At 69.0% G+C, this 23,603-nt stretch carries 24 protein-coding genes; 5 read left to right on the top strand and 19 right to left on the bottom strand.

Translation table 11 applies throughout. The features are described from left to right. Positions 1 to 55 precede the first annotated feature (55 nt). Complete coding sequence (locus VFP86_06155; GenBank protein HET8999212.1) at positions 56 to 1,309, bottom strand: crosslink repair DNA glycosylase YcaQ family protein; 1,254 nt, start codon at positions 1,307 to 1,309, stop codon at positions 56 to 58. 148 nt (positions 1,310 to 1,457) lie between these two features. Here VFP86_06155 and VFP86_06150 point away from each other — a divergent pair, with 148 nt between their 5' ends. Beyond that, positions 1,458 to 1,670 carry a hypothetical protein gene (locus VFP86_06150; protein ID HET8999211.1) on the top strand — a complete coding sequence of 71 codons (213 nt, stop codon included), beginning with the start codon at positions 1,458 to 1,460 and terminating at the stop codon, positions 1,668 to 1,670. Between the two features lie 219 nt (positions 1,671 to 1,889). Further along, on the top strand, positions 1,890 to 2,681 hold the full coding sequence (locus tag VFP86_06145; protein ID HET8999210.1) for an SDR family oxidoreductase: 792 nt from the start codon (positions 1,890 to 1,892) through the stop codon (positions 2,679 to 2,681). 37 nt (positions 2,682 to 2,718) lie between these two features. Here VFP86_06145 and VFP86_06140 read toward each other — a convergent pair whose 3' ends face one another. From VFP86_06140 to aroF, 11 genes are all read right to left on the bottom strand, one after another. Continuing rightward, entirely contained in the window at positions 2,719 to 3,867 is a 1,149-nt protein-coding gene (locus VFP86_06140) for a citrate synthase (GenBank protein HET8999209.1), read from the bottom strand. 85 nt (positions 3,868 to 3,952) lie between these two features. Beyond that, positions 3,953 to 4,762 (bottom strand): tryptophan synthase subunit alpha, encoded by an 810-nt coding sequence (gene trpA, locus VFP86_06135; protein HET8999208.1) that lies wholly within the window; start codon positions 4,760 to 4,762, stop codon positions 3,953 to 3,955. Next, complete coding sequence (gene trpB, locus VFP86_06130) at positions 4,759 to 5,961, bottom strand: tryptophan synthase subunit beta (protein HET8999207.1); 1,203 nt, start codon at positions 5,959 to 5,961, stop codon at positions 4,759 to 4,761. The genes trpA and trpB overlap by 4 nt, the downstream gene beginning before the upstream one ends. Then, the gene (locus VFP86_06125) at positions 5,958 to 6,587 is read right to left on the bottom strand and encodes a phosphoribosylanthranilate isomerase (GenBank protein HET8999206.1); all 630 of its coding nucleotides are present in this window, start codon (positions 6,585 to 6,587) and stop codon (positions 5,958 to 5,960) included. The genes trpB and VFP86_06125 overlap by 4 nt, the downstream gene beginning before the upstream one ends. An 11-nt stretch (positions 6,588 to 6,598) precedes the next feature. Beyond that, positions 6,599 to 7,666 (bottom strand): tryptophan--tRNA ligase, encoded by a 1,068-nt coding sequence (gene trpS, locus VFP86_06120; protein ID HET8999205.1) that lies wholly within the window; start codon positions 7,664 to 7,666, stop codon positions 6,599 to 6,601. A gap of 39 nt (positions 7,667 to 7,705) precedes the next feature. Continuing rightward, complete coding sequence (gene trpC, locus VFP86_06115; GenBank protein HET8999204.1) at positions 7,706 to 8,491, bottom strand: indole-3-glycerol phosphate synthase TrpC; 786 nt, start codon at positions 8,489 to 8,491, stop codon at positions 7,706 to 7,708. Positions 8,492 to 8,501: 10 nt separating this feature from the next. Continuing rightward, entirely contained in the window at positions 8,502 to 9,518 is a 1,017-nt protein-coding gene (gene trpD, locus VFP86_06110; protein ID HET8999203.1) for an anthranilate phosphoribosyltransferase, read from the bottom strand. 3 nt (positions 9,519 to 9,521) lie between these two features. Beyond that, positions 9,522 to 10,133 carry an aminodeoxychorismate/anthranilate synthase component II gene (locus VFP86_06105; GenBank protein ID HET8999202.1) on the bottom strand — a complete coding sequence of 204 codons (612 nt, stop codon included), beginning with the start codon at positions 10,131 to 10,133 and terminating at the stop codon, positions 9,522 to 9,524. A 3-nt stretch (positions 10,134 to 10,136) separates the two neighbouring features. Beyond that, on the bottom strand, positions 10,137 to 11,618 hold the full coding sequence (trpE, locus tag VFP86_06100; protein ID HET8999201.1) for an anthranilate synthase component I: 1,482 nt from the start codon (positions 11,616 to 11,618) through the stop codon (positions 10,137 to 10,139). Continuing rightward, on the bottom strand, positions 11,618 to 12,496 hold the full coding sequence (locus tag VFP86_06095) for a prephenate dehydrogenase (GenBank protein ID HET8999200.1): 879 nt from the start codon (positions 12,494 to 12,496) through the stop codon (positions 11,618 to 11,620). The genes trpE and VFP86_06095 overlap by 1 nt, the downstream gene beginning before the upstream one ends. A gap of 12 nt (positions 12,497 to 12,508) precedes the next feature. Beyond that, positions 12,509 to 13,531, bottom strand: a complete 1,023-nt coding sequence (gene aroF / locus VFP86_06090; GenBank protein ID HET8999199.1) for a 3-deoxy-7-phosphoheptulonate synthase — start codon at positions 13,529 to 13,531, stop codon at positions 12,509 to 12,511. Positions 13,532 to 14,030: 499 nt separating this feature from the next. Here aroF and VFP86_06085 point away from each other — a divergent pair, with 499 nt between their 5' ends. Beyond that, positions 14,031 to 15,233: a CoA transferase gene (locus VFP86_06085; GenBank protein HET8999198.1), complete on the top strand. Its 1,203-nt coding sequence runs from the start codon at positions 14,031 to 14,033 to the stop codon at positions 15,231 to 15,233. Then, on the top strand, positions 15,230 to 16,264 hold the full coding sequence (locus VFP86_06080; protein ID HET8999197.1) for a hydroxyacid dehydrogenase: 1,035 nt from the start codon (positions 15,230 to 15,232) through the stop codon (positions 16,262 to 16,264). Before VFP86_06085 ends, VFP86_06080 begins: the two co-directional genes overlap by 4 nt. On the opposite strand, the gene VFP86_06075 is transcribed toward VFP86_06080, so the two are convergent. The 7 genes from VFP86_06075 to VFP86_06045 are packed head-to-tail and all read right to left on the bottom strand — an operon-like array spanning position 16,236 to position 22,913. Continuing rightward, on the bottom strand, positions 16,236 to 16,979 hold the full coding sequence (locus VFP86_06075; GenBank protein ID HET8999196.1) for a sulfite exporter TauE/SafE family protein: 744 nt from the start codon (positions 16,977 to 16,979) through the stop codon (positions 16,236 to 16,238). The two genes, VFP86_06080 and VFP86_06075, sit on opposite strands and share 29 nt — an antisense overlap. After that, a complete protein-coding gene (aroA, locus tag VFP86_06070; GenBank protein HET8999195.1) occupies positions 16,976 to 18,271 on the bottom strand; it encodes a 3-phosphoshikimate 1-carboxyvinyltransferase in 1,296 nt (431 codons plus the stop codon). The genes VFP86_06075 and aroA overlap by 4 nt, the downstream gene beginning before the upstream one ends. 12 nt (positions 18,272 to 18,283) lie before the next feature. Beyond that, entirely contained in the window at positions 18,284 to 18,655 is a 372-nt protein-coding gene (gene aroH / locus VFP86_06065; protein ID HET8999194.1) for a chorismate mutase, read from the bottom strand. Between the two features lie 51 nt (positions 18,656 to 18,706). Beyond that, a complete protein-coding gene (aroQ, locus tag VFP86_06060; protein HET8999193.1) occupies positions 18,707 to 19,225 on the bottom strand; it encodes a type II 3-dehydroquinate dehydratase in 519 nt (172 codons plus the stop codon). Further along, positions 19,218 to 20,897 carry a 3-dehydroquinate synthase gene (gene aroB / locus VFP86_06055; protein ID HET8999192.1) on the bottom strand — a complete coding sequence of 560 codons (1,680 nt, stop codon included), beginning with the start codon at positions 20,895 to 20,897 and terminating at the stop codon, positions 19,218 to 19,220. The genes aroQ and aroB overlap by 8 nt, the downstream gene beginning before the upstream one ends. Then, the gene (aroC, locus tag VFP86_06050) at positions 20,861 to 22,000 is read right to left on the bottom strand and encodes a chorismate synthase (GenBank protein ID HET8999191.1); all 1,140 of its coding nucleotides are present in this window, start codon (positions 21,998 to 22,000) and stop codon (positions 20,861 to 20,863) included. Before aroC ends, aroB begins: the two co-directional genes overlap by 37 nt. A 19-nt stretch (positions 22,001 to 22,019) precedes the next feature. Then, positions 22,020 to 22,913 (bottom strand): shikimate dehydrogenase, encoded by an 894-nt coding sequence (locus VFP86_06045; protein ID HET8999190.1) that lies wholly within the window; start codon positions 22,911 to 22,913, stop codon positions 22,020 to 22,022. Between the two features lie 109 nt (positions 22,914 to 23,022). Here VFP86_06045 and VFP86_06040 point away from each other — a divergent pair, with 109 nt between their 5' ends. Beyond that, on the top strand, positions 23,023 to 23,601 hold the full coding sequence (locus VFP86_06040; protein ID HET8999189.1) for a phosphoribosyltransferase family protein: 579 nt from the start codon (positions 23,023 to 23,025) through the stop codon (positions 23,599 to 23,601). Positions 23,602 to 23,603 lie beyond the last annotated feature (2 nt).

The following is a 23,603-nucleotide window of genomic DNA, read 5'->3' as shown; positions in this document are numbered from 1 at the left end:
TGATCCAGGTGACCTGGGCTTACGCGCGTGGGGTCAGATGGTGTGCGGCAGACATTCATGGGAGCATCCGTCGCAGTCCGGCTGGAATCGTGCGGTCGATGTGTAGCTCCGCTGCGCCGTGGAAGCGGGCAAACGACTCGAGGGCCGTGCGTAGGGCCGTGCGCAGCCGCATCGTGATCCGCATCTGCGGCTCCAGCTGCAGGAGCCTGATGACCAGGCGACGGCGCTCCCGGTCGAGTTGGGGGTCGAGGCGGCCGACGAACCGGTCGCCAAACAGGATGGGCATCGCGTAGTGCCCGAATCGTCGCTTCGGCAGAGGGAGGTACACCTCCCACGTATATTCGAATCGAAAGAGGTCCGAGATCCGGTTGCGGCGCCACAGCAGGTTGTCTAGCGGCGCCAGGAAGCGCATCGGAGCTCCGTCCCCGAGCGCCGCCTCAGATCTGGCGGCCCGCTCGTGCCGCCGGAGGGCGGGGAGGTCCTCGCTCCTCACGAAATACTGCCGTCCGACGTCGTCGATGGTGAGCGGTACCACGGCGCCCTTGCGGGCACGGCGCTGCAGGACATCACGGCGGGCGGCCACCGTCATCGCTCGCCATCCGAACCGAGGATCACCCGCGTCGAACACACGATATGCTCTGAGGTATTTCTCGAGCATCGACTCGTCCGCGTCGGCCGCGCTGAACGCGCGGGCGCGCTCCAGCAGATCGGCCGGCAGCGCCCGCTCCGGGAGATCGAAGTACCGTTCGAGACCCTCGCGCTTAACCACGATAATGTCTCCGACCTTGAGGAGAAGGCTGAGCGCATGCGATGTCGCCTTGGTCTTGGCATCGCTGAGATCCCAGGCGCCGCGGACGCGATGATCCGAGACAAAGGTGCGAGCCGCCAAGGGGCCGTGAGCCTCGAGCTCGGCAAGGACATGGCGCACGACCGAGCGCAGCGCAGTCAGGTCCGGCGCGAGGCGCTTGCGGTATCGGCGGCGGGTGCCCTCGAAGAGGGGATAGTCTTCCACCGGAACGACACAGGCGGCGTTGGCCCAGTATTCGAACACCTTGCGGCGCCGGAGGAGCTCTGCGAGCGTCTGCGGCAGGTACCCCGCCATGCGGGCGGCCAGCACGAGATGCTGGTTCCGCTCCACGACCGCCACGGGATCGATCTGGACGCACTCCAGGTGACGGATCTCCCCGAGGACGGCAGCGGCAGTCGTGGTGCCTCGGGAATCGTGCGTCATGCCGCGGCGCAGGTGCTGCGCCTCCAACAGGAATCGGATGGCTCCTTGCCGGCTGACTCGCACTGGGGTCACGATCATCGCATGCTCATCATAGAATCTTCCGGACATCGGCGGCAAGGGTAGTCGACTGTGACAAACATCACACTCCGAACGTGAACCGGTTCATCTCGTAATCCACAGTCGCGGCCTATGATGGGGTCAATCTGAAAGCCAAGGAGGGACGACAATGCTGAAGATCCTCGTGGCACTGGCTCTAGGGGTAGCCATCCTTCTCCCTGCGGCGGCGGCGTTTGCCGATGAGGGGAATTGGGGCGATCGCGACTCGTCCATCACGTCGATCGTAGCCACACCCGAGTCGAGTGACCTGGGAACGGTCGCGGGCGACAACGATCAGCCGGCCGGGCAGTTCCGTGGAGACCAGGAGCATGCCGACCGTTAGCCCAGTCGTACGCTGCCGGCCGTCTCGTGTACCTGGACGGCTGGCAGCGTCGCGTTGGTCCACGCCGGCGGCTGTCGTCTCGCCCCCCTGACGGCGTCGAGGGCCGGCGCCGAAGGGAACCCTACACCCGACGCGAAATTCTCCCCAGGCAGCCCCGCGGAGTCGATGGACGCCCGGCCCGCCGGAACGCCTACGTCATCCCGCGACCGAGGCGTGCGCATGGCAGACACGGGACCTTGGGCTCTGATTTTGGGCGCCAGCAGCGGGTTCGGAGAAGCGACGAGTCTCGAACTGGCCCGCATCGGCTACGACATCATCGGCGTCCACCTGGACCGTAGATCGACCCTCCCTCACGTCGAGCAGGTGATCGACGGGATCCGGGCCACCGGCCGGCGGGCGTTGTTCTTCAACGTCAACGCAGCTGATCCGGAGCGGCGTGAAGAAGTCCTGTTCCGCGCGGCGGAAGAGATGGGACCGACGGGCGCCGTCGCAGTGCTCCTCCACTCCCTGGCGTTCGGAAACCTCCGGCCCTATGTCGCTGACACTCCCCAGGACGCCATTACGGCCGCCCAGATGGACATGACGCTCACCGTGATGGCACACAGCCTGGTGTACTGGGTGCAAGATCTTGTCCATCGGCGAATGATGCGCACGGGCGGAAAGATCTTTGCGATGACGAGTGCCGGCGGCACACGAGTGCTCCCGAACTACGGCGCGGTGTCGGCGGCAAAGGCCGCGCTGGAATCGCACACGCGACAGCTGGCGATGGAGTTGGCGCCGCGCGGGATCGCCGTTAATACCATTCGCGCCGGGGTCACCGACACGCCCGCGCTCCGTAAGATCCCCGGACATGAAGTCATCGCCGAGACCGCGCTCAGACGGAATCCTTCGGGGAGGCTCACGATTCCTGAAGATGTGGCCCGCGCGATCGCCGCGCTGTGCCGGCCCGGGACGGAGTGGATCACCGGCAACGTGATCGGCGTCGACGGCGGCGAAGATGTGATCGGCTGACGCGCCGGCCAGACGCCTGGCGCGGGCGCGCGAGGGCCTAGCGGCGCTGGTCGATCGGGGTGAACACCCGCCGCCGCGGGCCCACGTACTCGGCCCGAGGGCGGATCAGGCGGTTGTCGGCGTACTGCTCGAGGACATGAGCCGTCCATCCGCTGATCCGGCTCACGGCGAACACTGGAGTGAATAGCTCGAGCGGGATGCCCAGCGCATAGTACACCGACGCTGAGTAAAAGTCGACGTTGGCGTAGATGTGCTTCTCGCGCAGCATGTAGCGCTCGATCTCCCGGGACATCTCGAACCACTGGGGCTGCCCGTGCGTCCTGCCGAGAGTTTCCGACATCTGTCTCAGGTGCGTCGCCCGCGGATCCTCCGTCTTATAGACTCGGTGGCCGAACCCGGGGATCTTTTTCTTCGCCGCGAGCATCCCGGCCACCGCGGAGATGGATTTGGCGGGGTCCTTGATCTCGAGCAGCATCCGCATGACGTTCTCGTTGGCGCCCCCGTGCAGGGGCCCTTTGAGCGTGCCGATCGCGGACGTGATCGCGGAATGGATGTCCGCGAGCGTTGCGGCGGTGACCCTGGCGGAGAAGGTGCTGGCGTTGAGCTCGTGGTCGGCGTGCAGCACCAGCGCGATGTCGACGGCGCGCACGCTCTCGGCGTCGGCGGCCTTCCCCCAGAGCATGTAGAGAAAGTTGGCGGCGTGACCGAGGCTGGGATCGGGAGCCACCGGGGCTGTTCCCGCACGAAGCCGACCGATCGCGGCGACGAGCGTCGCCACCTGGGTGGTGAGCCGGATCGACTTCCGCACGTTGGCGTCGGCCGAGTTGTCGCCTCCATCGGGGTCGGAGAGTCCGAGGATCGAGACCGCGGTGCGCAGGACGTCCATGGGGAGCGCGTCCTTTGGGAACGCCTTCATGAGCGACATCACCGGCGCGGGGAGCGCCCTGGCTTGGACGAGATCACGGTTCAGCTGGTCGAGCTGAGCACGCGTGGGGAGCTCGCCGTGCCACAGGAGGTACGCCACCTCCTCAAAGGAGGCGTGCTCGGCGAGATCGTGGATGTCGTAGCCCTGGTACAGGAGCCGGCCTTCGATCCCGTCGACGAAGCAGATGCGGCTGTCTGCGACGACGACCCCTTCCAGCCCCTCGCTGACGTGGACGGAACCCCCCGGCACCTGCGGCTGCACGAGCGACATCCCCCTTTCGGCTGGAGCCCGACCGGCCCTCTTCCCACGGTATGTGCCCCACTTGGGGGCTGTCAATGCCCGCCGGTCACCGATCGTCGATCGCCGACCTCAGTGTGCGCACGAACATCCCGACGCGGTCGAGGGCGTCCGGCGCCTCCTCGATCATCTGCACGAGGGCGCTGCCGACGATGACGCCGTCGGCGACCGAGGCGACCTCGCGCACCTGCTCGGGCCGGCTCAGGCCGAACCCCACGCAGATGGGCGTGTCCGTCTGCTCCCGGATCCGCAGGACCAGCTCCCGCACGCCCTCGGGCAGCTCGTCCCGCACACCGGTGACACCGGTTCTCGAGACGCAATAGACAAACCCCGTTGACGCCGCGGCGACGGCCCGGATCCGCTGCTCCGTGCTGGTCGGCGCGAGCAGGAAGATGGTGGCCAGATCCTCCTGCCGGGAAGCGGCTCCGAGCTCGCCTCCCTCCTCGGGCGGGAGATCCGCGACAATCAGCCCGTCCAGCCCGGCACCGGCGGCGTGGCGGCAAAACCGGTGAAGGCCGATCCGAAGGATCAGGTTGTAATAGGTCATAAAGACGAGCGGGACCGTCATGCGCTCGCGCAGGCGCGCCACCAGGTCCAACGCGGGCCGGAGGCTCATGCCGTGCGCCATTGCCCGGAGCCCGGCGCGCTGGTTGACCGGACCGTCGGCGATGGGGTCGCTGAAGGGCACGCCCAGCTCGATGACGTCGGCGCCCGCGTCAACCAGGATCTCCGCGAGGCGCACGGTTGCCTCCGGCGTGGGGTCTCCGGCCATCACATACGGGATCAGCGCGCGCCGGTTGCGCGCCCGCAGGTCCGCCAGCGCCTTCGTCAGGCGATTGCCGGTCGTCGCGGGGATCACGGTTGAGGGCCCATCTTCCTGACCGTGTCGACATCCTTGTCACCGCGGCCGCTGAGACCGAGCACGATGACCCGGTCCCGGCCCAACTGCGGCGCAAGCTCGCGGAGATAGGCCACCGCGTGGGCGGGCTCGAGCGCCGGGATGATCCCCTCCGTGCGGCAGAGCAGGTGAAATCCCTCGAGCGCCTCGGTATCGGTGACTGAGACGTACCGGGCGCGCCCCATGTCCTTGAAGTAGGCGTGCTCGGGGCCGACGCCCGGATAGTCGAGTCCGGCGGAGACCGAGTGCGTAGGCAGCACCTGGCCGTCGGCGTCTTGGAGGAGATAACTCATCGCCCCGTGCAGCACCCCCGGGCTTCCCGCGCACAGGGTGGCGGCATGCTGCTGCGAGGCGAGCCCCAGCCCGCCGGCCTCGACGCCGACCATCGCCACGCCGGGGTCATCTTTAAATGGATGGAAGAGCCCCATCGCGTTGCTCCCCCCTCCGACGCAGGCAACCACACAGTCCGGCAGCCGGCCCTCCGCCTCGAGCGCCTGCGCCCGCGCCTCGCGGCCGATCACCGACTGGAAATCACGGACGAGCGTGGGATATGGATGCGGGCCCACCACCGAGCCGATGACATACAGGGTGGTCGCCACGTTGGTCACCCAGTCCCGCAGCGCCTCATTGATGGCGTCCTTGAGCGTCCGGCTGCCCGAGTCGACCGGGATGACGCGGGCCCCCAGGAGGTTCATCCGAAGCACGTTGAGGGCCACACGCTCTATGTCCTCGGTGCCCATGTATACGTCGCAGGGGAGGCCAAATGCCGCTGCGGCCGTAGCCGTGGCTACGCCGTGCATGCCCGCCCCGGTCTCCGCGATGATCCGGCGCTTCCCCATGCGCACCGCCAGGAGCACCTGACCGATTGTGTTGTTGATCTTGTGCGCCCCGGTGTGGAGGAGATCCTCGCGCTTCAGGTAGATCCGTGCGCCGCCGCACCTCTCGGTCAGCCGCCGCGCGAAATACAGGGGAGTCGGCCGGCCGCAGAAGGTTTTAAGATACCGGTTCATTTCGGCGATGAACGCAGGATCGCGGACCGCCGCGGTGTACGCGGCCTCCAGTTCGTCGAGGACCGGGATCAGCGTCTCCGGCACGTACCGCCCTCCATATGCGCCGAACCGCCCCCGGGAACGCACCTCTGTGTGGGGCTGGACGGTCATCGCCGCACCTCCGCGTTATTCCATTGCTGTACTTGAGCCACGAACGCCCTGATCTTCGCCGGGTCCTTATGCCCGTCGGTCTCGACCCCGCTCGCCACATCCACCGCGTAGGGGGTCGCGGTCCGAATCGCGTCGGCCACATTCTCGGGCGTGAGCCCTCCGGACAGAATCACGGGCCCCGCCTCCTTGGCACGGACGGCGAGGGCCCAATCAAATCGCCGGCCGGTCCCGCCCATCTCGCCGGGCACGTCTGCGTCCAGCAGAAACGCGGCCACCTGGTATCGGGCGAGCCCGTCGACGCTCTGTGCGCCGCGGACCTTGACGCCCTTGATCACCGGCCGGTCGAACTGCCGGCAGAACTCCGGGGTCTCGGACCCGTGCAGCTGCAGCGCGTCCAGGCCGCAGAGCGCGGCGATCTCATGAATCGTCTCGGGGTCCTCATCCACGAACACCCCGACCCGGGCGACGAAGGGCGGGATCGCGCGTGCGATCACGCGGGCGGTCTCGGGCGTCACGTACCGGCGGCCGGGACGCCAGAAGTTCAGCCCGATCGCATCGGCCCCGGCGTCCACCGCAGCCAGGGCGTCCTCGAGCCGCTTGATCCCGCAGATCTTGACGCGCACCATCACGAGGCCGGCTACGGCCGATCCTGCGCGCCCGTGCGGAAGTAGTCCATCCCCATCCGCTCGAGGCAGAGACGCAGCGTCTCCTGCGCCTCGCGGCGCGCCCCGCGGCTCCCTTCGATGATCACCTCTTCGAGGTGCTTTGGGTCCGCCGCAAAGCCGGCCCGCCGCTCGCGGATCGGGTCCAGGAACTCGTTGAGGACGCGGGCGAGCCGCTGCTTGACCTCGACGTCGCCCACTGTGCCCTTACGGTAGCGGTCCTTGAGCTCGTCCACCTCGGCGCGGTCCTTATTGAACGCGTCATGGTAAATGAAGACGGGATTGCCTTCCACGTGGCCGGGGTCGGTCGGGTGGATCCGCGTCGGATCTGTAAACATCTTACTGACCTTGCGCGTCACCGTCGCGGCGTCATCCGAAAGGTAGATCGCGTTGTCGAGCGACTTGCTCATCTTGGCCTGTCCGTCCGTCCCCACCAGCGTGCCCACACGGCCGGTCACGGTCTCGGGCTCCGGGAACACAGTGCCGTACAGCTCGTTGAACCGCCGGGCGATCTCGCGTGTGACCTCGAGGTGGCTCGCCTGGTCCCTCCCCACCGGCACTACGTCCGCCCGCACCATCAGGATGTCGGCCGCCTGGAGCACCGGATACGAGAGCAGGCCGAGCGACGCGGTCTCGAGCTTGAGGTCCCGCATCACCTCCTTGAGGGTGGGGACGCGCTGGAGACGCGGGACCGCGGTCAGCATGGAGAAGATGAGGTGGAGCACCGCCACTTCAGGAATCAAGGACTGCAGATAGATCGTGCTCTTGTGCGGGTCGATCCCGATGCTGAGGTAGTCGAGGACAAGCTCGCGGATGTTGCCCGCCACCTCTCGAGTCCGTTCGGCGCCGGTCGTCAGGGTGTGATAATCGGCAACCAGGAAGAAGCACTCGTACTCCTCCTGGAGCCGGAGGCGGTTCTCGAGCGATCCGACGTAGTGGCCCAGGTGGAGCTTGCCGGTCGGGCGGTCCCCTGTGAGGAGGCGGCCCCGCTTCCCCCCCGTCGTCCGCGTCACCGGCCTGACCTTCGTTTCCGTGGCTGTCATGATCCCTCCCTGCGCCGGACGGCCTCCGCGGCCGCCCCGCTATCTCCTGATCCCGAGCAGTTCCCGCACGCGGGCCGGCGGATCCGGCGCCCGCATCAGCGCCGTGCCTACCAAGACCGCGTGGATACCCAGCCGCTCCATCTCCTCGACCTGCGGCCGCTCCTCGATCCCGCTCTCGGCGACCACCGTCACCCCGTCGGGGATACGGGGATGCAGCCGGCGCGCCGGGTCGAGCGATGTCTCGAGCGTGTCGAGGTTACGGTTGTTGATCCCGATGAGCGGCGCGCGAACCGCGAGCGCGCCATCGAGGTCCGCGTCCGAGTGCACCTCGACGAGCGCGGCCATGCCGAGCTCCTGCGCCAGCCCCAGGAGCTCCGCCAGCGCAGGCGGCGGGAGGATCATCACGATAAGGAGGACGGCGTCCGCCCCGAGCGCGCGCGCTTCGTATACCTGGTATGGGTCGACGACGAAGTCCTTTCGCAGGACGGGCACCCGCACCGCCCGCCGCACCGAGACCAGGTGCTCGTCCGCGCCCCGAAAATACCGCGCGTCGGTCAGGACCGAGATCGCCGCGGCCCCTGCGCCTTCGTATCCCCGAGCGATCGCGGCGGGGTCGAACGCCGCGCGGATCGTACCGGCGGAGGGTGAGGCGCCCTTCACCTCCGCGATGAGCCGGATCTTCGGACCCCGGAGCGCGGCGAGAAACGGGCGCGCCGGATCCGCCCCCGCCGCGCGGCGGCGCACCTCGTCGAGCGGGACGCGGCGCCGGCGTTCGGCGAGTTCTGTCCGCTTGTGGGCGACGATCTCGTGCAGGACGCCGGTCACCGGCTTCGCCTCAGGCAAACTTGGTCCGCAGGCGCAGCGCTTCGAGCTTCGCGTACGCGGCGCCGGAATCAATGCTCCGGGCGGCCAGGGCGATGCCGTCGGGGGTCTTCACGGCGACCCCGGCAGCCACCAGCGCCGCGCCGGCGTTCATCACCACGATGTCCCGGCGCGGTCCCCGCTCTCCCTGCAAGATGCTCACGCAGATCTCCGCGTTCTCCTCCGGGGTCCCCCCGCGGATCGCCGCGAGCGGGGCACGCGAGAACCCGAAGTCCTCGGGGCTCAGCGTGTAGGTGCGGACGGTCCCGTCCTCCACCTCCGACACCTGCGTCGGCGCGCAAATCGAGATCTCGTCCATGCCGTCTTGTCCGTGGACGACAAATACCCGGTCGGCGCCGAGCGACACGTGCACGCGCGCCATGAGTTCCGTGTGCGCGGCGCTTGGCGCACCTTGGAGATACCGTCGGGCGCGCGCCGGGTTGGTCAGCGGGCCGAGAATGTTGAACACCGTCCGGATCCCAATCTCGCGGCGCGGCGCGAGCGCGTGCTTGAACGCGGGGTGGAAGTGGGGTGCAAACATGAACCCGAATCCGACATCCTCGACGCAGGCCTGCACCACCTCGGGGGGCGCCTGAAGGTTGACTCCGAGCGCCTCGAGGACGTCGGCGGCTCCGCACTTGCTGCTCGCGGCCCGGTTGCCGTGCTTCGCCACGTGGCCCCCGGCACCCGCGATCACGAACGCGGCGACCGTGGAGATGTTAAAGGTGTTGAGCCGGTCCCCGCCCGTTCCCACGATGTCGACGATGTGGTCGGCCCGGGGCGTGATCGTGACGGCGTGCTCGCGGATCGCCCGGGCGAACCCGGTGATCTCCTCGGCCGTCTCCCCGCGCACCGCGAGCGCGGTGATGAAGGAGGCGATCTGCGCCGGGGTGGCCTCGCCGTCCATGATGATGCCCATCGCCTCGTGGGCCTCCTCCTCGGTCAGCGTGTGATGGCCGACCACCCTCGCGATCGCCGCCCTCAGCGCCATCCCCTACCCCTCCCCGGCCCCGGCCCGCGTCTCCGGCGTCCGTGACGACCGTGCCAGGTCCAGAAAATTCTTCAGCAGGGCGTGGCCGTGCTCGGTCAGGATAGACTCGGGGTGAAATTGCACGCCTTCCACCAGCGCGTCGCGGTGGCGCACCCCCATGATGACGCCATCCTCCGTGCGCGCCGACACCTGGAGGCACTCGGGCAGCCCGGCCTCGTCGATGACGAGCGAGTGGTACCGTGTCCCGACGAGCGGGCTCGGCAGGCCCTTGAAGATCGTCCGGCCGTCGTGGTGGACCCACGAGGTCTTCCCGTGGACAGGCGCCCGACCGCGGATGACCGGGGCGCCGAGCGCGGCGCCGATGCACTGATGCCCTAGGCACACGCCCAGGATCGGCACCCGGCCGACGAGGGCGGGGATCATCGGCGTACTGACCCCGGCTTCCCCCGGCGTACACGGTCCGGGCGAGATCACCACCGCCTCGGGCGCCAGCGCGGCGATCTCAGGCACCGTGATCGCGTCGTTGCGGAATACCTGCGGCGCTTCCCCCAACTCGCCGAGATACTGGACGAGGTTGTAGGTGAAGGAGTCGTAGTTGTCGATGACCAGGATCATGGGTTACAGCCCCCGCCCCGCCGTTTCGATCGCCCGGATCAACACCTTGGCCTTGTTGATCGTCTCGTCGTACTCGGCGGACGGATCGGAGTCGGCCACGATCCCCCCGCCGGCCTGCGCATATGCCACGCCGTCCTTCATGACGATCGTGCGGATCCCGATGCAGGTATCGAGCGCGCCGCCGTACCCGACGTACCCGACGGCGCCCGCGTACGGCCCGCGCGCCGTGGGCTCGAGGTCGTCCAGGATCTCCATGGCCCGCACCTTGGGAGCGCCGCTGACGGTCCCGTGCGGAAACACGGCACGCAGGACGTCGATCGCATCCCGGCCGGGTGCGAGGCGCCCCTGGACATTGCTCACGATGTGCATGACGTGCGAGTACCGTTCGACCGCCATCAACTCGGACACGCGCACCGTGCCGTACCTGGCGATCCTCCCGATATCGTTCCGGGTCAGATCGACCAGCATGACGTGCTCTGCGCGTTCCTTCTCGTCGGCCAGCATCTCCTCGGCGAGCCGCTGGTCTTCGTCCTCGGTCAGGCCGCGCCGCCGCGTGCCGGCGATGGGCCGCATCTCGACGAGATCGTCCTCGAGGCGGACCAGGAGCTCCGGGGAAGCGCCCACGAGTGTGGCGTCCTCGCCCTCCAAAAAGAACATGAATGGGGACGGGTTGATCATCCTGAGCGCGCGGTAGACGGCGAACGGATCGAGGGCGCCGGTCTCGACAGCAAAGCGCTGTGAGAACACGATCTGGAACGCGTCGCCGGCGTAGATGTACTCTTTGCACCGGCGGACGGCCGCCACGTACTGCTCGCGGGTCATGTTGGAGCGGACCGCCAGCGTGGGGAGCGCCGCCGCGGCGGCCGCTTCGGACAAGGGCCGTCGCAGGCGCTCGAGCCATTCTTCGATTCGCTCGCGCGCGGCGCGATAGGCGCGCTCCGCCCCGTCGTCCACGAGCGCGTTGGCCACGATCCGGATCCGATGGCGCAGATGGTCGAAGATCATCACCGTGTCGGCGAGCTGCAGGCTGCACACGGGCAGGCCGCGGTCATCCGGGGGCCGGTTCGGCAGATGCTCGATCGTCCGTATCAGATCGTATCCAAACCAGCCGACAAGGCCGCCGTAGAACCGCGGCAGCGTCGGATCGGCCACCGGCCGGTACCGCTGCAGTATCGCCCGCGCCTCCTCCAGCGGGTCCTGTGTGGTCCGCCGGACCACGCCCCCTTCGTCGATCTCCACGTACGTCGGGTAGGCCCTGAGGAGCATCCGCGGCTGGGCGCCGAGGAACGAGTACCGGGCGACCTTCTCCGCCCCTTCGACGCTCTCGAGCAGGTAGGGATGGGGAAGGCCGCGCAGACGGAGGAACGCGGAGATCGGCGTGTCGAGATCCGCGACGACCTCGCACGACACGGGCACGAGGTTGCCCTCCCGCGCCCGGCGGTCGAACTCCTGCGTCCCAGGTTCCAGTACGAGCGCCTGTGTCATCATCCGCCCCGTTCCTTCCTATCCGTGTCCGGGATGCTGCTGTGCATGCCGAGCCGGCGCCGGGCATCTCGCGCGGCTTCGAGGAGCGCGTCGAGCCGGTCCCCGTTCCCGATCGCCGCCTCGAGCTGGGCCAGTTCGTCCCGAAATGCGCGCAGGGCGAGCCGAATCGGCTCACGGTTCAGCCGGCAGATCTGTGCCCACAGCGCCACGGGACTCCCCGCGACCCGCGTCGCCCCGAGAAACGCGGGGCCCGCCGCCGGGACGGCGTCGCCGGTCGCCCCCATCAGCGCTGCCGCGACGAGATACGGGAGGTGGCTGACCAGCGCCACCGTCCGGTCGTGCTCTTCCGGCGCCATCTCGATGGGGAGCGCGCCGAACGCCCTCACCAGATCGGCGAGCCGGTCGACGCCCGCGCGCGGGGTGGTGGGGGTGGGCGTCAGAAGGTACACGGTCCCTTCAAACAATCCAGGCTCCGCCGCGGCGATGCCCTGACCCTCATTGCCCGCCATGGGGTGCCCGCCCACAAACGTCACCGCGGCCTCTGCCCCGATCAACGCGTCGACCGACCGGACAAGATCGCCCTTGACGCTCGCGACATCGGTGACCAAGGCCCCCCGCCGGAGGGACGGGATCACGCGCCGGGCCACCGGCACGACCTGCTCGGGGGGAACAGCCAGGATCACCAGGTCCGCTCCGTCCACGCCCGCCACGGGGTCCACGGTGCCCCGGTCGATCGCCCCGCGGCTCCGGGCCGCCGGGATCGCCGCCTCCGTTCGTGTGACACCCACGACCTCGCGGGCGAGCCCCCGCGCACGCAGCGCCATGCCGAGCGAGCCTCCGATCAGGCCCACGCCGATAAGCGTTGCGCGCTGAAACATGAACGCCCGCCGCTAGACGCGCCGCCCCACGGCGAGGGCGATCGCGTCGAGCTCCTGCATCATCAGTGAAAAGTTCTGCGGCGTGAGCTGCTGCGGCCCGTCGCTCAACGCCCGGGCGGGCTCGGGGTGGACTTCCACCAGCAGGCCGTCGGCGCCCGCCGCTACAGACGCCCGGGCCATCGGCGTGACGAACTCCCATTTGCCGGTCCCGTGGCAGGGATCGACGATCACCGGCAGGTGCGTCAGGCGTTTCAGCACCGGCACCGCGTTGAGGTCGAGGGTGAACCGCGTGTAGTTTTCGAACGTCCGGATGCCGCGCTCGCAGAGCACGACGTTGGGGTTTCCCTCGGCCATGATGTATTCGGCCGCGAGCAGCAGCTCCTCGATCGTCGCGCCCGGTCCCCGCTTGAGCATCACCGGACGCTTCACGCGGCCCGCATCCCGGAGAAGCGTGTAGTTCTGCATGTTCCGCGCGCCGATCTGCACCATGTCTGCGTACTTGACGACCAGCTCGAGCTGCCGCGCGTCCATCGCTTCCGTGACGACGGGCAGCCCGGTGAGCTCGCGGGCTTCCGCCAGAATCTTGAGTGCCTCTTCCTCGAGTCCCATAAACGAGTACGGGGAGGTCCTCGGCTTGAACGCGCCGCCGCGGAGCAGCTGCGCCCCTGCGCCCTTCACCGCCCGCGCCGTCTCGAGGGCCTGCTCGCGGCTCTCGACCGAGCAGGGACCGGCGATCACGACCACGCGGCTGCCCCCGATCGCAACGTCCCCCACCCAGACGGTCGAATCGCCGCCGCCGTGGAACTCCCGGCTCACCAGTTTGTACGGCTGCAGGATGCGGACAACGCTCTCGACGCCCGGCATCGCCTCGATGTGCTCGCGCAGAAGCTCCTTGGTGTGGCTCTCGCCGATGACGCCGATGACGATCCGCTCGACGCCCTCGTTGATCTGCACGCTGAGGCCGCCTTCTTCGATCTTTTGGATGACCGCATCCAGCTGCGGCCGGGTGTGTCCGGGCCCCATGACGACGATCATGTACCGCCTCCTCAGCCCCTAGAAAACACAACAACCCCCCGTCCCCTCGGGACGGGAGGTCTCGTGCACCACCCGCGGTACCACCCCACTTTCCCGGCCTCTCGGCCGGGACGCTCACCGGACCGGCGCCGGATGGCGCCAGGTCCTACCTCCGGTAACGGCAGAGGACGCCGGCGGCGGCTACTCGGCGGCTGCGCCGCCGTTCGCCTCAACCCCTCAGGGGTCCATTCCGCCCCGGCGCGCGCCCGCGCTTCCACCGTTCACGCGGGTCTCTGTGCACTCGCCGACCGGGCGTACTCGCCCCCGTCATCGGGCTTGGTCGTTCGTGAATGTACAGTACATCATAGCATACCGCGTCAAGCGATTGCACCAGATGAGGGGAAACCGTACCCGCGGGGGCCAGGAAGGACGCCAAACCCATGGACAGCGAATCCGCAAGCTGCAGACTAAGGAAAAGGTGAGATCATGCGCGCGACGTCGCAGGGCGGAGGGTAAGTCTATGGCGGCGGTCCTCGACGGTATTCGCGTCCTCGACCTGACCCGCAACATCGCCGGGCCATTCTGCTCAATGATCCTGGGGGACCTCGGCGCCGACATCATCAAGGTGGAGCGCCCCGGCGTTGGCGACGACACGCGCGAGTGGCGGCCGCCCGACTGGAACGGCATCAGCACGATTTTTCTCAGTTTCAATCGCAACAAGCGAAGCCTGGTCGTCGACCTCGACCATCCGGACGGCCAAGCGATCGTGCGCCGCCTCGCCGCGGAGGTGGACGTGCTCGTCGAGAGCTTTCGCACCGGCAGCCTGGCAAAGCGTGGGCTGGACTACGCACACGTCCGCGCCGGCAACCCCAAAATCGTCTATTGCTCGATCACCGGATTCGGGTCAACCGGACCGCTCGCGGACCGCCCGGGGTATGATCCGGTCATCCAGGCGTACTCGGGCATCATGAGCATGACCGGCGAGCCGGGCCGGCCGCCGTGCCGCACGGGCCCATCGATTGTGGATATCGGGGCGGGGATGTGGGCAGCACTGGGCGTGCTCGGCGCGTTGCACGCCCGCGAGCGGAGCGGGCGCGGCTGCCGGATCGAAACGAGCCTGCTCGAAACCGGCGTCGCCTGGGTCGGCTATCACCTCGTTGCCTACCTCGCGACCGGCCGCGCGCCGGGGCCCGTCGGTTCTCGGGCGGCCATGATCGCGCCCTACGAGGGCTTTGCCACGCGCGACGGCTACCTGCAACTCGCAGCGGGGAACACCTCGATCTTCGAGCGGTTGTGTAACGCGCTCGGCACCCCCGAGCTCGCCGGAGACTCCCGGTTCCGTACCAACGCCGACCGTGTCACCAACCGCGACGCCCTGCACGAGATCCTGGAAGCACGGTTTCTGACGCGGACGGCGCGCGAGTGGGAGGCGGTGCTACTCGCGGGCGACATTCCCTGTAGCCGGGTGCGAAAGCTGGACGAGGTCGCGGCGGATCCTCAGGTGGAGGCGCTTAACTTGTTTCCACCTGTGCCCCACCCGGCGATCCCCGACCTTCGCCTCGCGAACCTGCCGATTACTATCGACGGCGAGCGGGCGGCACGGCTCGACCTGCCGCCGGACCCCGGACAGCATACCGATGAGATCCTCATGGATTACGGCTATCGCCGGGAGGAGATCAGCCGGCTCCGCGCTCGCGGCATCGTTGGAGGAGCGACCCGATGACCTCACCAACGCGCCCCAAGGTCCTGCTCGTCGGATCGATGTACGACAAGGCCGGCGAGGCACTCTTGGCCGCCCACGCCGATGTCCACGTGCTGAGCGACCCGGACCACGAGGCGATCCTCCAGGCAATCAGCACGGCCTCGGCGGTGTGGGTGCGCTATCCGACGCGCCTCAGGGGGGATGCCATCCGCGAGGGACGCCGGCTCCTGGTGATCAGTACATCCGGGCGCGGCACCGATGCGGTCGACATTCCAGAGGCGACGGAGCGGGGAATCGCCGTGGTGAACAACCCTGGGTTGGGGACAATCCCGGTGTCCGAGCATACGGTCGCCCTGATGCTCGACCTGGCGAAGCAGATTTCTCGCTCCGATGCGGCCACGAGAAAAGGCGACGGCTGGGCCAACCGAGACGGGTCGGCCCGAATCAGCCTGGAGGGCCGGACGGTGGGGCTCATCGGGCTCGGCACGATCGGAACCGAGGTCGCCCGAAAGTGCGTCGCGGCTTTTCACATGCGCGTCCTCGCGTACGACCCGTACGTGCCCTCCAGCAGAGCCGAGGAGGTCGGCGCCGTTCGGGTCGAGGATCTCTCCGGCGTGCTCCGCGAGCCCGACTTCGTCTCGGTTCATGCGGAGTTGACGCACGACACGCGCGGGATGATTGGCGAGGCTGAACTCCGCCGGATGCGGCCGCACGCGTTCCTGGTGAACACGGCGCGCGGCCCAATTGTCCAGCAGGCCGCGCTCATTCGTGCCCTCCGCGAAGGCTGGATCCGTGGAGCAGCGATCGATGTGTTTGACCCGGAGCCGCCGCCCGCCCACAGTCCACTCTACGCGCTGGACAACCTCATCCTGACCCCCCACGTGGCGGGCCTCACGGCGGAAGCGGCGCGCGATCTGTCCGTATCCGCCGCGGGCCAGATCCTCCACGTCCTGAGGGGCGAGCGGCCTGCACACTTGGTCAATCCCGAAACGTGGGAGCACGTACGGCAGCGCAGGGAAGAAGCTATCGAAGGCTCTGCACCACCAGGTTGAGCCCGGCCGCGAAGACCACGACGAGCACGACCCGCTCAAACAACCTGGGCGCGAGCCGGTCCTGCAGCGCCAGGCCGGCGAGGGTCCCGATCACCATGGGCACGCAGACCAGGAGCGCGGTGGTCAGCACCGGCACCGCGTAGAGGCCGAGGCGGAAGTACGTGGCGACCTGGGCGATGTTGACGATGAAGAACATCACGGTGATCCAGAAGACGAACTCCCGCTTCTCGAGCCGGAGGAGCAGCAGGTAACTGGCCATGAGCGGGGAGGAGATCCCCGTGGCCCCACCCATCAGTCCCGCGAGCACGCCGAACACCGGCCCGACCTGCCGGGCCGACGCGGCGGGCACCCTCACCGTCAAGCGGAGCGCGGTCGCGAGCACATACAGGATGGCGACGAGCCCGACGAGCCCGGACACAAGGCGCGCGTCGAGCGACCCGAGCAGGAGCGCCCCCGCTACCGTCCCCACCGCGAGACCGCTCAGCGCCGTCCACATCGCCGCAGGAGCACCGCCGGCGCCGCCGCGGCGAAAGACGAGCACATTGCTGAGCAGCGTGGGAATCGCGACGACCGGGATCGCGACCCGGGGCCCCATCAGGGTCGACAGCAACGGGACCGCCACGAGCGGGAATCCGAACCCGATCGTGCCCTTGATCATCGACGCCAGGCACACGATGGCCGAAGCCGCCAGCAGCTGAAGCACATGGTCGCTCATCCGCCGGTCGCGTGGCGGAGAGCGTCCGCAAACCCAGGAAACGACGTCTCGATACAGGCGGGATCGTCGACGGTCACCGCCCCGTCGGCGCAGAGCCCCGCCACGGCGAGGGCCATGGCGATGCGGTGATCCCCTGCGCTCGCCACACGTCCACCCCGCAGCCGCCGCGTCCCGACGATGGCGAGACCGTCCGGCCGTGCCTCGACCCTCGCTCCGAGGCGGCCCAGTTCGCGCGCGAGCGCTTCGATGCGGTCCGACTCCTTTACCCGTAACTCAGCCGCGTCCCGGATCACGGTCTCGCCCTCCGCGAGGGAGGCCGCAACCGCGAGCACCGGCAGTTCGTCGATGGCACGCGGGATCAGATCTCCGCCGATCACCGTCCCGTGGAGGTGACCGCCGTGCACCAGGACGGTGCCCACCGGTTCCCCGCTTTCTTCCTTGAGGTCCCGGACCTCGACGGCAGCTCCCATCATCCTCAGGGCGTCGAGGACGCCGGTCCGGGTCGGGTTCAGGCCCACGCCGGCGACCGCCAATTCGGAACCGGGGACCAGCGCCGCGGCGACGAGGAAAAACGCGGCGGACGAGAGATCCCCAGGCACGCGGACCTCGGTCCCGCTGAGCGCCTGGGGGCCCCGCAGCCGGACCGTGAGGCCGCCGCGGACGACCTCGGCGTCGAACGCGCCGAGCATGCGCTCGGTGTGGTCGCGGCTCTGCAGCGGTTCTTGGACCACCGTGTCGCCGTCCGCAAAGAGCCCGGCGAGCAGCAGCGCGGACTTCACCTGGGCGCTCGCCACCGGGGTGGCATAGGTGATACCGCGCAGCTCTCCCCCGCTCATCGCCAGCGGCGCGAGCCGCCCGCCCTCGCGCCCGGAGATCCTGGCGCCCATCCGGCGCAGCGGGTCGACAACGCGATCCATGGGCCTGCGGCGGATCGAGGCGTCCCCGGTCAGCACGCTGTGAAAGCGCTGTCCCGCGAGCACGCCGGCGAGCAGGCGTAGCGTGGTCCCCGAGTTGCCGACGTCCAGGATCTCCTCAGGCTCGCGGAGCCCGCCTCCCCGGATCTCCATCTCGCTCCCGCGGTCGTCGATCGCAACGCCCAAGGCCCGGAGGCACCGCAGGGTCGACAGGCAGTCCTCGGCGCGGAGAAATCCCCAGATCCGGGTCGTGCCGTGCGCGATCGCGCCCAGGATCGCCGCACGGTGGGAGATGGACTTGTCGCCGGGGACGCGCACGACGCCCCGCAGCGGGCGTCCCGGGGAGACTACGAGCGGGCGAACACGGTCACCGGCCATGCTCGGCCGGCGTCACGGCTTGGAGGTCAGATCCGGGCGGAGCCGCTCCGCTTCGCGGAGGTAGATGTGCTCCACCTCCCCCGCGGTCTTCGTGGTGTTGACGAGCATGAGCACGCGCACGCACCGCGGGAGGGCGCCGGGGACCGGCACTTCTTGCGCACACATCAACGGGACATGCGCCCAGCCGGGAAGCCGCCGGCCCGCCTCGGCGGGAAAGGCCGCGTTCAAATCGGACGTCACGGTAAACATGACGCCGGCGATGTCATCCGCCTCGACCTCGTTCGCCTTGATCATCTGCTGGAGGAGGTCGTAGGTGGCATCCAGGATCGCCTTCTCCGTGTTGGCGTCGACCGTCACCGCCCCCCGAACTCCGCGGAACCGCATCGTCAGCCTCCCGGCGTTCCGGTCATGGTGGCGTGTTGCTTCGACGGGCGCTCAGGGCTTCCTCCGCGACGCCCCCGCGCGCCGCTGCCGAGCCGTGCGCGGTGCGCGCCGCGACGGCTGTTGCGCGGACTCTCCCTGCGCTACCACCGCCAGCGCCGCGCGCAGGCCCAGCAGGTAACTGTGCACGCCGAACCCGGCGATCTGCCCCTTCACAACGGGGGAGACGACCGATGTGTGCCGGAACGCGTCCCGCGCGTGAATGTTGGAGAGGTGAACTTCGATCACCGGCTCCGGGATCGACGCGATCGCATCGCGGAGCGCGAACGAATAGTGGGTCAGGGCGCCCGGGTTGATCACGACCGCGTCGTATCGCCCGCGCGAGGCGTGCAGGCGATCGATGATCGCGCCTTCATGATTACTCTGAAACGTGTCAACCGAGGCCCCCTCCGCGCGCGCCAGCGCCTGAATCCGCCGGTCGATTTCCGCGAGCGTCATCGCACCGTACACCGACGGCTCACGCTCCCCGAGCAGGTTCAAGTTCGGCCCGTGGAGCACCAGGACTTTAACCACCGGCAAGCACCTCCTCCACGAGCGCGGGTGGAACGTCGTCGCGGATCACCGTGCGCCCCAGCGCCTCGGGCAGGGCGAAGCGGAGCCGGCCCGCGCTGGCCTTCTTGTCGTGCGCCATTGCCGCCTGAATCCGGTCAGAGGCGGGGGCCTTCCCGCGCCCGAGCGCCCCCAGCCGAACGGGCAGGCCGAGCGCGGCCAGCGTGCGGGTTTGACGCTCGACCAGGACGGCATCGCAAAGGCCGAGCCGGGCGGACACCTGGGCTTCGAGCGTCATGCCCACGGCGATGGCTTCGCCGTGGGTGAATCCTCGGTATCCCGCCGCAGCCTCGATGCCGTGACCGATCGTGTGACCGTAGTTGAGCACCATACGCTCGCCGGCCTCCCGTTCATCCCCGGCCACGATACCGGCTTTGTATGCCGCGCACCGGCCGACGATCCAGGCCAGCGCCTCGGGGTCGCGGCGGAGGATTGCCCGAGGGCGCTGCTCGACGAACTCGAACAGGAGCGGATCTCCGATCACGCCGGTCTTGACCACTTCGGCCATCCCGGACCGTACCTCCCGGGGCGGCAGCGAGCGCAGGGTCCCGATATCCGACAAGACGAGCGCGGGCTGGTGGATGGCGCCGATGAGGTTCTTGGCGCGCAGGTTGATCCCGGTCTTCCCGCCGATGCTGGCGTCGACCTGCGCGAGGAGCGTCGTCGGCACCGCCACCCAGGCGATGCCGCGCAGGAACGTCGCGGCGACGAACCCTCCCAGATCGCCCGCCACGCCCCCGCCGAGCGCGAGCAGGGCCGCGTGCCGGTCGAACCGCGCATCGATCAGGGCGTGATACATCCGCTCGGCCACTCGGAGACTCTTGCTCGACTCCGCCGCCGGGACCGTGAGCGCCACCACGTCGTAGCCGGCCACGCGCAGCCGGTCGGCCAGCGCGCGGCCGTACAGGGCGTCAATGCGCGGATGCGTGAGCAGGGCGAGGCGGCCCCGGATCCCGCAGCGCTCCATGTACGCGGCGGCATCCTCGAGCACTCCCTCGCCGATCCAGACGTCGTAGCTCCGGGAGCCCAGATCCACCCGCACGCACGCGAGATGGGGATGGGCCGTCCGGGCGGCCCCGGTCCCCGCGCGCGCCCGGACAAAGGCGACCACGCGGTCGGCGACGGCGTCGACCGAGAGCGACGAGGTCTCGATCGCGAGATCGGCGGCGCGGTACAGCGGCGCCCGCTCATCGAGAAGGCGGCGCACATTGCCTTCCGGATCGTCCCCCAACAACGGCCGGTCCCCAACGCCGCCGGCCCTCGCCAGGATGGCCCGCGGATCCGCGTGAAGCGCGATGACGAGCCCGCCCCGGCGGAGGCGGTCCATGTTGTCAGGGCTGAGGACGACGCCGCCCCCCGTCGCGATGACGCAGCCGCTTCGCGCGGCCGCATCCGCCACCACGCCCGCCTCAAGCCGGCGGAATGCGGCCTCGCCCATCTCGGCGAAAATCCGGGGAACCGGCCGCCCGGCCTGCGCTTCGATCAACGCGTCGGTGTCGATGAAGGGACGCCCGAGGCGAGAGGCGACGAGCTCGCCGACGGCGGACTTGCCCGTGGCCATGAACCCAATCAGCACAACGTTGGCTTCCACCGGCGTGACTACGATGGCCCGCGCTGAGGGCCGGCGCGGACCCACCGCCGGTGGGCCTCGTAGGCGGCGCGCATCTGATCCAGGCTGTCCGCACCGAACTTCTCGAGCATCGCATCCGCGAGCACGAACGCCACCATCGCCTCGCCGATCACGCCGGCGGCGGGGACCGCGGTCACATCGCTGCGGACGACCGCCGCCTCCACGCGTTCCTTGGTCACAATATCCACCGATGCGAGCGGGCTCCGAAGGGTGCTGAGGGGCTTCATCGCCACGCGGACGACGAGCGGGTCCCCCGTCGTCATGCCGCCCTCGGTCCCGCCGGCCCGGTTCGTACTGCGGTAAAACCCGCGAGAGGGATCATAGAAGATCTCGTCGTGCGCCGAGGACCCCGGCAGCCGCGCCTCCTGGAACCCTTCCCCGATCTCCACGCCTTTGATCGCGTTGATGGACATGACCGCCTGTGCGAGCCGGCCGTCCAGCCGGCGGTCCCAGTGGACGTACGAGCCGAGCCCGATCGGGAGGCCGGTCGCGACGACCTCGAACACGCCGCCGAGCGTATCACCGTCCTCTTTGGCCTTGTCGATGGCCGCGATCATGCGGACCTCGGCCTCCGGATCGACGCAGCGCAGCGGGGATTCCTCGGCGATCTTGGGAATGTCCTCGTACCGCTCGGGGCGGCGGGTGATCGCGATGCCGCCGAGTTCGACCACGTGGCTGGCCAGGGTGATCCCGAACTGCGCCAGCAGCACCCGGCACACCCCACCCACGGCGACGCGTGACACGGTCTCGCGCGCGCTCGATCGCTCGAGCACCCGGCGCACATCATCGAAATGGTATTTGAGCGCGCCCGCGAGGTCCGCATGCCCGGGGCGCGGCTGCGTGAGCGGAGGCTCGCTCTTGCGCCAGTCCTTGTTCCCGATGTGCATCCCGATCGGCGCGCCGATCGTCAGACCGCCCATCACCCCGGCATAAATCTCTACGCGGTCCTGCTCGATCTGCATCCGGCCGCCGCGTCCGTAGCCGCGCTGCCGGCGCGCCAGCTGCCCGTTGATCTCGTCCTCGCCGAGGGGCACGCCTGCCGGCATGCCTTCGACCACGACCAGGAGGCCTCGGCCGTGGGATTCTCCGGAGGTCAGGAACCTCAACACCCGCGCGCCACCGTCCCGCTCATGTCGTGGATGCCGTCTCCGCGGGCAGCCCCACCGCGTCGCGCATCACGTGCAGGGGGGCGGCCCGGCCCGTCCAGATTTCAAACGCCCGGGCGCCCTGGTACACGAGCATTGGGAGGCCTCCGAGCGTCCGGCACCCTACGTCGCGGGCCTCCCGGAGCAGGGTGGTCTCGTGCGGATTGTAGATCATGTCCATCACGAAGATCCCCGGATGCAGCGCCTCCGCGGGGACGGGCGACTGCTCCCGCTGTGCGCCGCCGACGGTCGTGGCCTGCACCAGGAGCGTCGCCTCCCGGAGCGCCGCCGTGACCGGGTTTGCATCGAGGGGGACCGCATCGACCGCGCAGCGGAACGCCCGGCGAACGGCGTCGGCAAGCGCCGCCGCCCGGTCCCAATTCCGGTTGATGATGGTCACGGCCGCCGCCTCCGCGCCGGCCAGCGCGAACGCGGCGGCGCGGGCTGCGCCGCCCGCCCCCACGATCGCGGCGCGCTGCCCTTTCATGGTGAGCCCGCCATCGCGCACGAGCGCGTCGAGCATGCCGCTCGTATCGGTATTGTGCCCGCTCAAGCGGCCGCCCTCCACCCGGATCGTGTTGACCGCGCCGACGATCCGCGCGTCATCCGTGACGTCGTCCAGATAGGCGAGGACGGCTTCCTTGTGCGGGACCGTGACGTTGACTCCGGCAATCCCGAGCGCGGGCAATCCCCGGAGTGCCTGCTCCAGGCGGTCCCGAGTGACCTGAAATGCCACGTAACACCAGTTCAGCCCCAGCGCGGCAAACGCCGCGTTGTGGAGCCGAGGCGAAAGGGTTCCCCGGACTGTGTCCCCTATAACGCCAACGACCGTTGTCGTCCCGTCAATCCCCGTATTCGCCTCCGCACGTCCCCCCAATTATAGGGAACGACCCGCCGGCAGCACAAGCCGGGCCGGGCTGGACAGGTGTCGGCCCCCGTGCCAGAATGTCAGATGGCCGAGATGCCCCACCGGGCGGAGGATGCGGATGAAATACGAGGGTCAGGAGTACTTTGAGATCGAGGTGGCCGGACTCCGCCGGCGGCTTCCCGTCGTGCCGATCTCGGATTCGCTGTGGATCGCGGCATTCGTGCTCTGGGGAGATGTGGAGCTGACCAACGCCTGCGCCCGAGCCATCTCCGCCCGGCTCCAGCCCATGGAATTTGACTACGTCGTCTCAATCGAAGCGAAAGCCCTGCCGCTCGTCCACATGGTCGCCACCTACCTCTCCGACCCCATCACCGGCCGGTACCGGCCCTACATCGTGCTGCGGAAGAGCGTGAAGGGCTATATGAAGCGGCCGCTGACCGTCACGGTGAAGTCGATCACGACCGCAGCCCCGCAGACGCTCGTCCTCGATGGGCCCGAAGCCGACCGGCTGCACGGGAGCCGGGTCGTCGTCGTCGATGATGTCGTGAGCACCGGAGGCAGCCTGCGAGCCACCGAGGACTTGCTGACTCAGGTCGGCGCCCAGGTCATCGCCCGCGCCACGGTGCTGCTCGAAGAGGGCGGGTACGAGAACCCCAACCTCATCTCGCTCGGGACCCTGCCGATCTTCACGAAGTAGCC

It is taken from the genome of bacterium (assembly GCA_035703895.1).
Taxonomy (GTDB): Bacteria; Sysuimicrobiota; Sysuimicrobiia; order Sysuimicrobiales; family Segetimicrobiaceae; genus Segetimicrobium.
Note: the sequence above shows the minus strand (reverse complement) of the source record. Positions and strands in the feature narration are given on the sequence as shown.

Coding starts and splice junctions, on each gene's coding strand:
- aroA (HET8999195.1), bottom strand. CDS start 18,271: ATGGCCGGTGACCGTGTTCGCCCGCTCGTAGTCTCCCCGGGACGCCCG.
- VFP86_06105 (HET8999202.1), bottom strand. CDS start 10,133: ATGATCCTGGTCATCGACAACTACGACTCCTTCACCTACAACCTCGTC.
- VFP86_06145 (HET8999210.1), top strand. CDS start 1,890: ATGGCAGACACGGGACCTTGGGCTCTGATTTTGGGCGCCAGCAGCGGG.
- VFP86_06085 (HET8999198.1), top strand. CDS start 14,031: ATGGCGGCGGTCCTCGACGGTATTCGCGTCCTCGACCTGACCCGCAAC.
- VFP86_06155 (HET8999212.1), bottom strand. CDS start 1,309: ATGATCGTGACCCCAGTGCGAGTCAGCCGGCAAGGAGCCATCCGATTC.
- VFP86_06095 (HET8999200.1), bottom strand. CDS start 12,496: ATGTTTCAGCGCGCAACGCTTATCGGCGTGGGCCTGATCGGAGGCTCG.
- aroF (HET8999199.1), bottom strand. CDS start 13,531: ATGATCGTCGTCATGGGGCCCGGACACACCCGGCCGCAGCTGGATGCG.
- VFP86_06150 (HET8999211.1), top strand. CDS start 1,458: ATGCTGAAGATCCTCGTGGCACTGGCTCTAGGGGTAGCCATCCTTCTC.
- trpE (HET8999201.1), bottom strand. CDS start 11,618: ATGACACAGGCGCTCGTACTGGAACCTGGGACGCAGGAGTTCGACCGC.
- trpB (HET8999207.1), bottom strand. CDS start 5,961: ATGACCGTCCAGCCCCACACAGAGGTGCGTTCCCGGGGGCGGTTCGGC.
- VFP86_06075 (HET8999196.1), bottom strand. CDS start 16,979: ATGAGCGACCATGTGCTTCAGCTGCTGGCGGCTTCGGCCATCGTGTGC.
- VFP86_06080 (HET8999197.1), top strand. CDS start 15,230: ATGACCTCACCAACGCGCCCCAAGGTCCTGCTCGTCGGATCGATGTAC.
- VFP86_06040 (HET8999189.1), top strand. CDS start 23,023: ATGAAATACGAGGGTCAGGAGTACTTTGAGATCGAGGTGGCCGGACTC.
- aroH (HET8999194.1), bottom strand. CDS start 18,655: ATGCGGTTCCGCGGAGTTCGGGGGGCGGTGACGGTCGACGCCAACACG.
- VFP86_06125 (HET8999206.1), bottom strand. CDS start 6,587: ATGGTGCGCGTCAAGATCTGCGGGATCAAGCGGCTCGAGGACGCCCTG.
- trpD (HET8999203.1), bottom strand. CDS start 9,518: ATGGCGCTGAGGGCGGCGATCGCGAGGGTGGTCGGCCATCACACGCTG.
- trpS (HET8999205.1), bottom strand. CDS start 7,666: ATGACAGCCACGGAAACGAAGGTCAGGCCGGTGACGCGGACGACGGGG.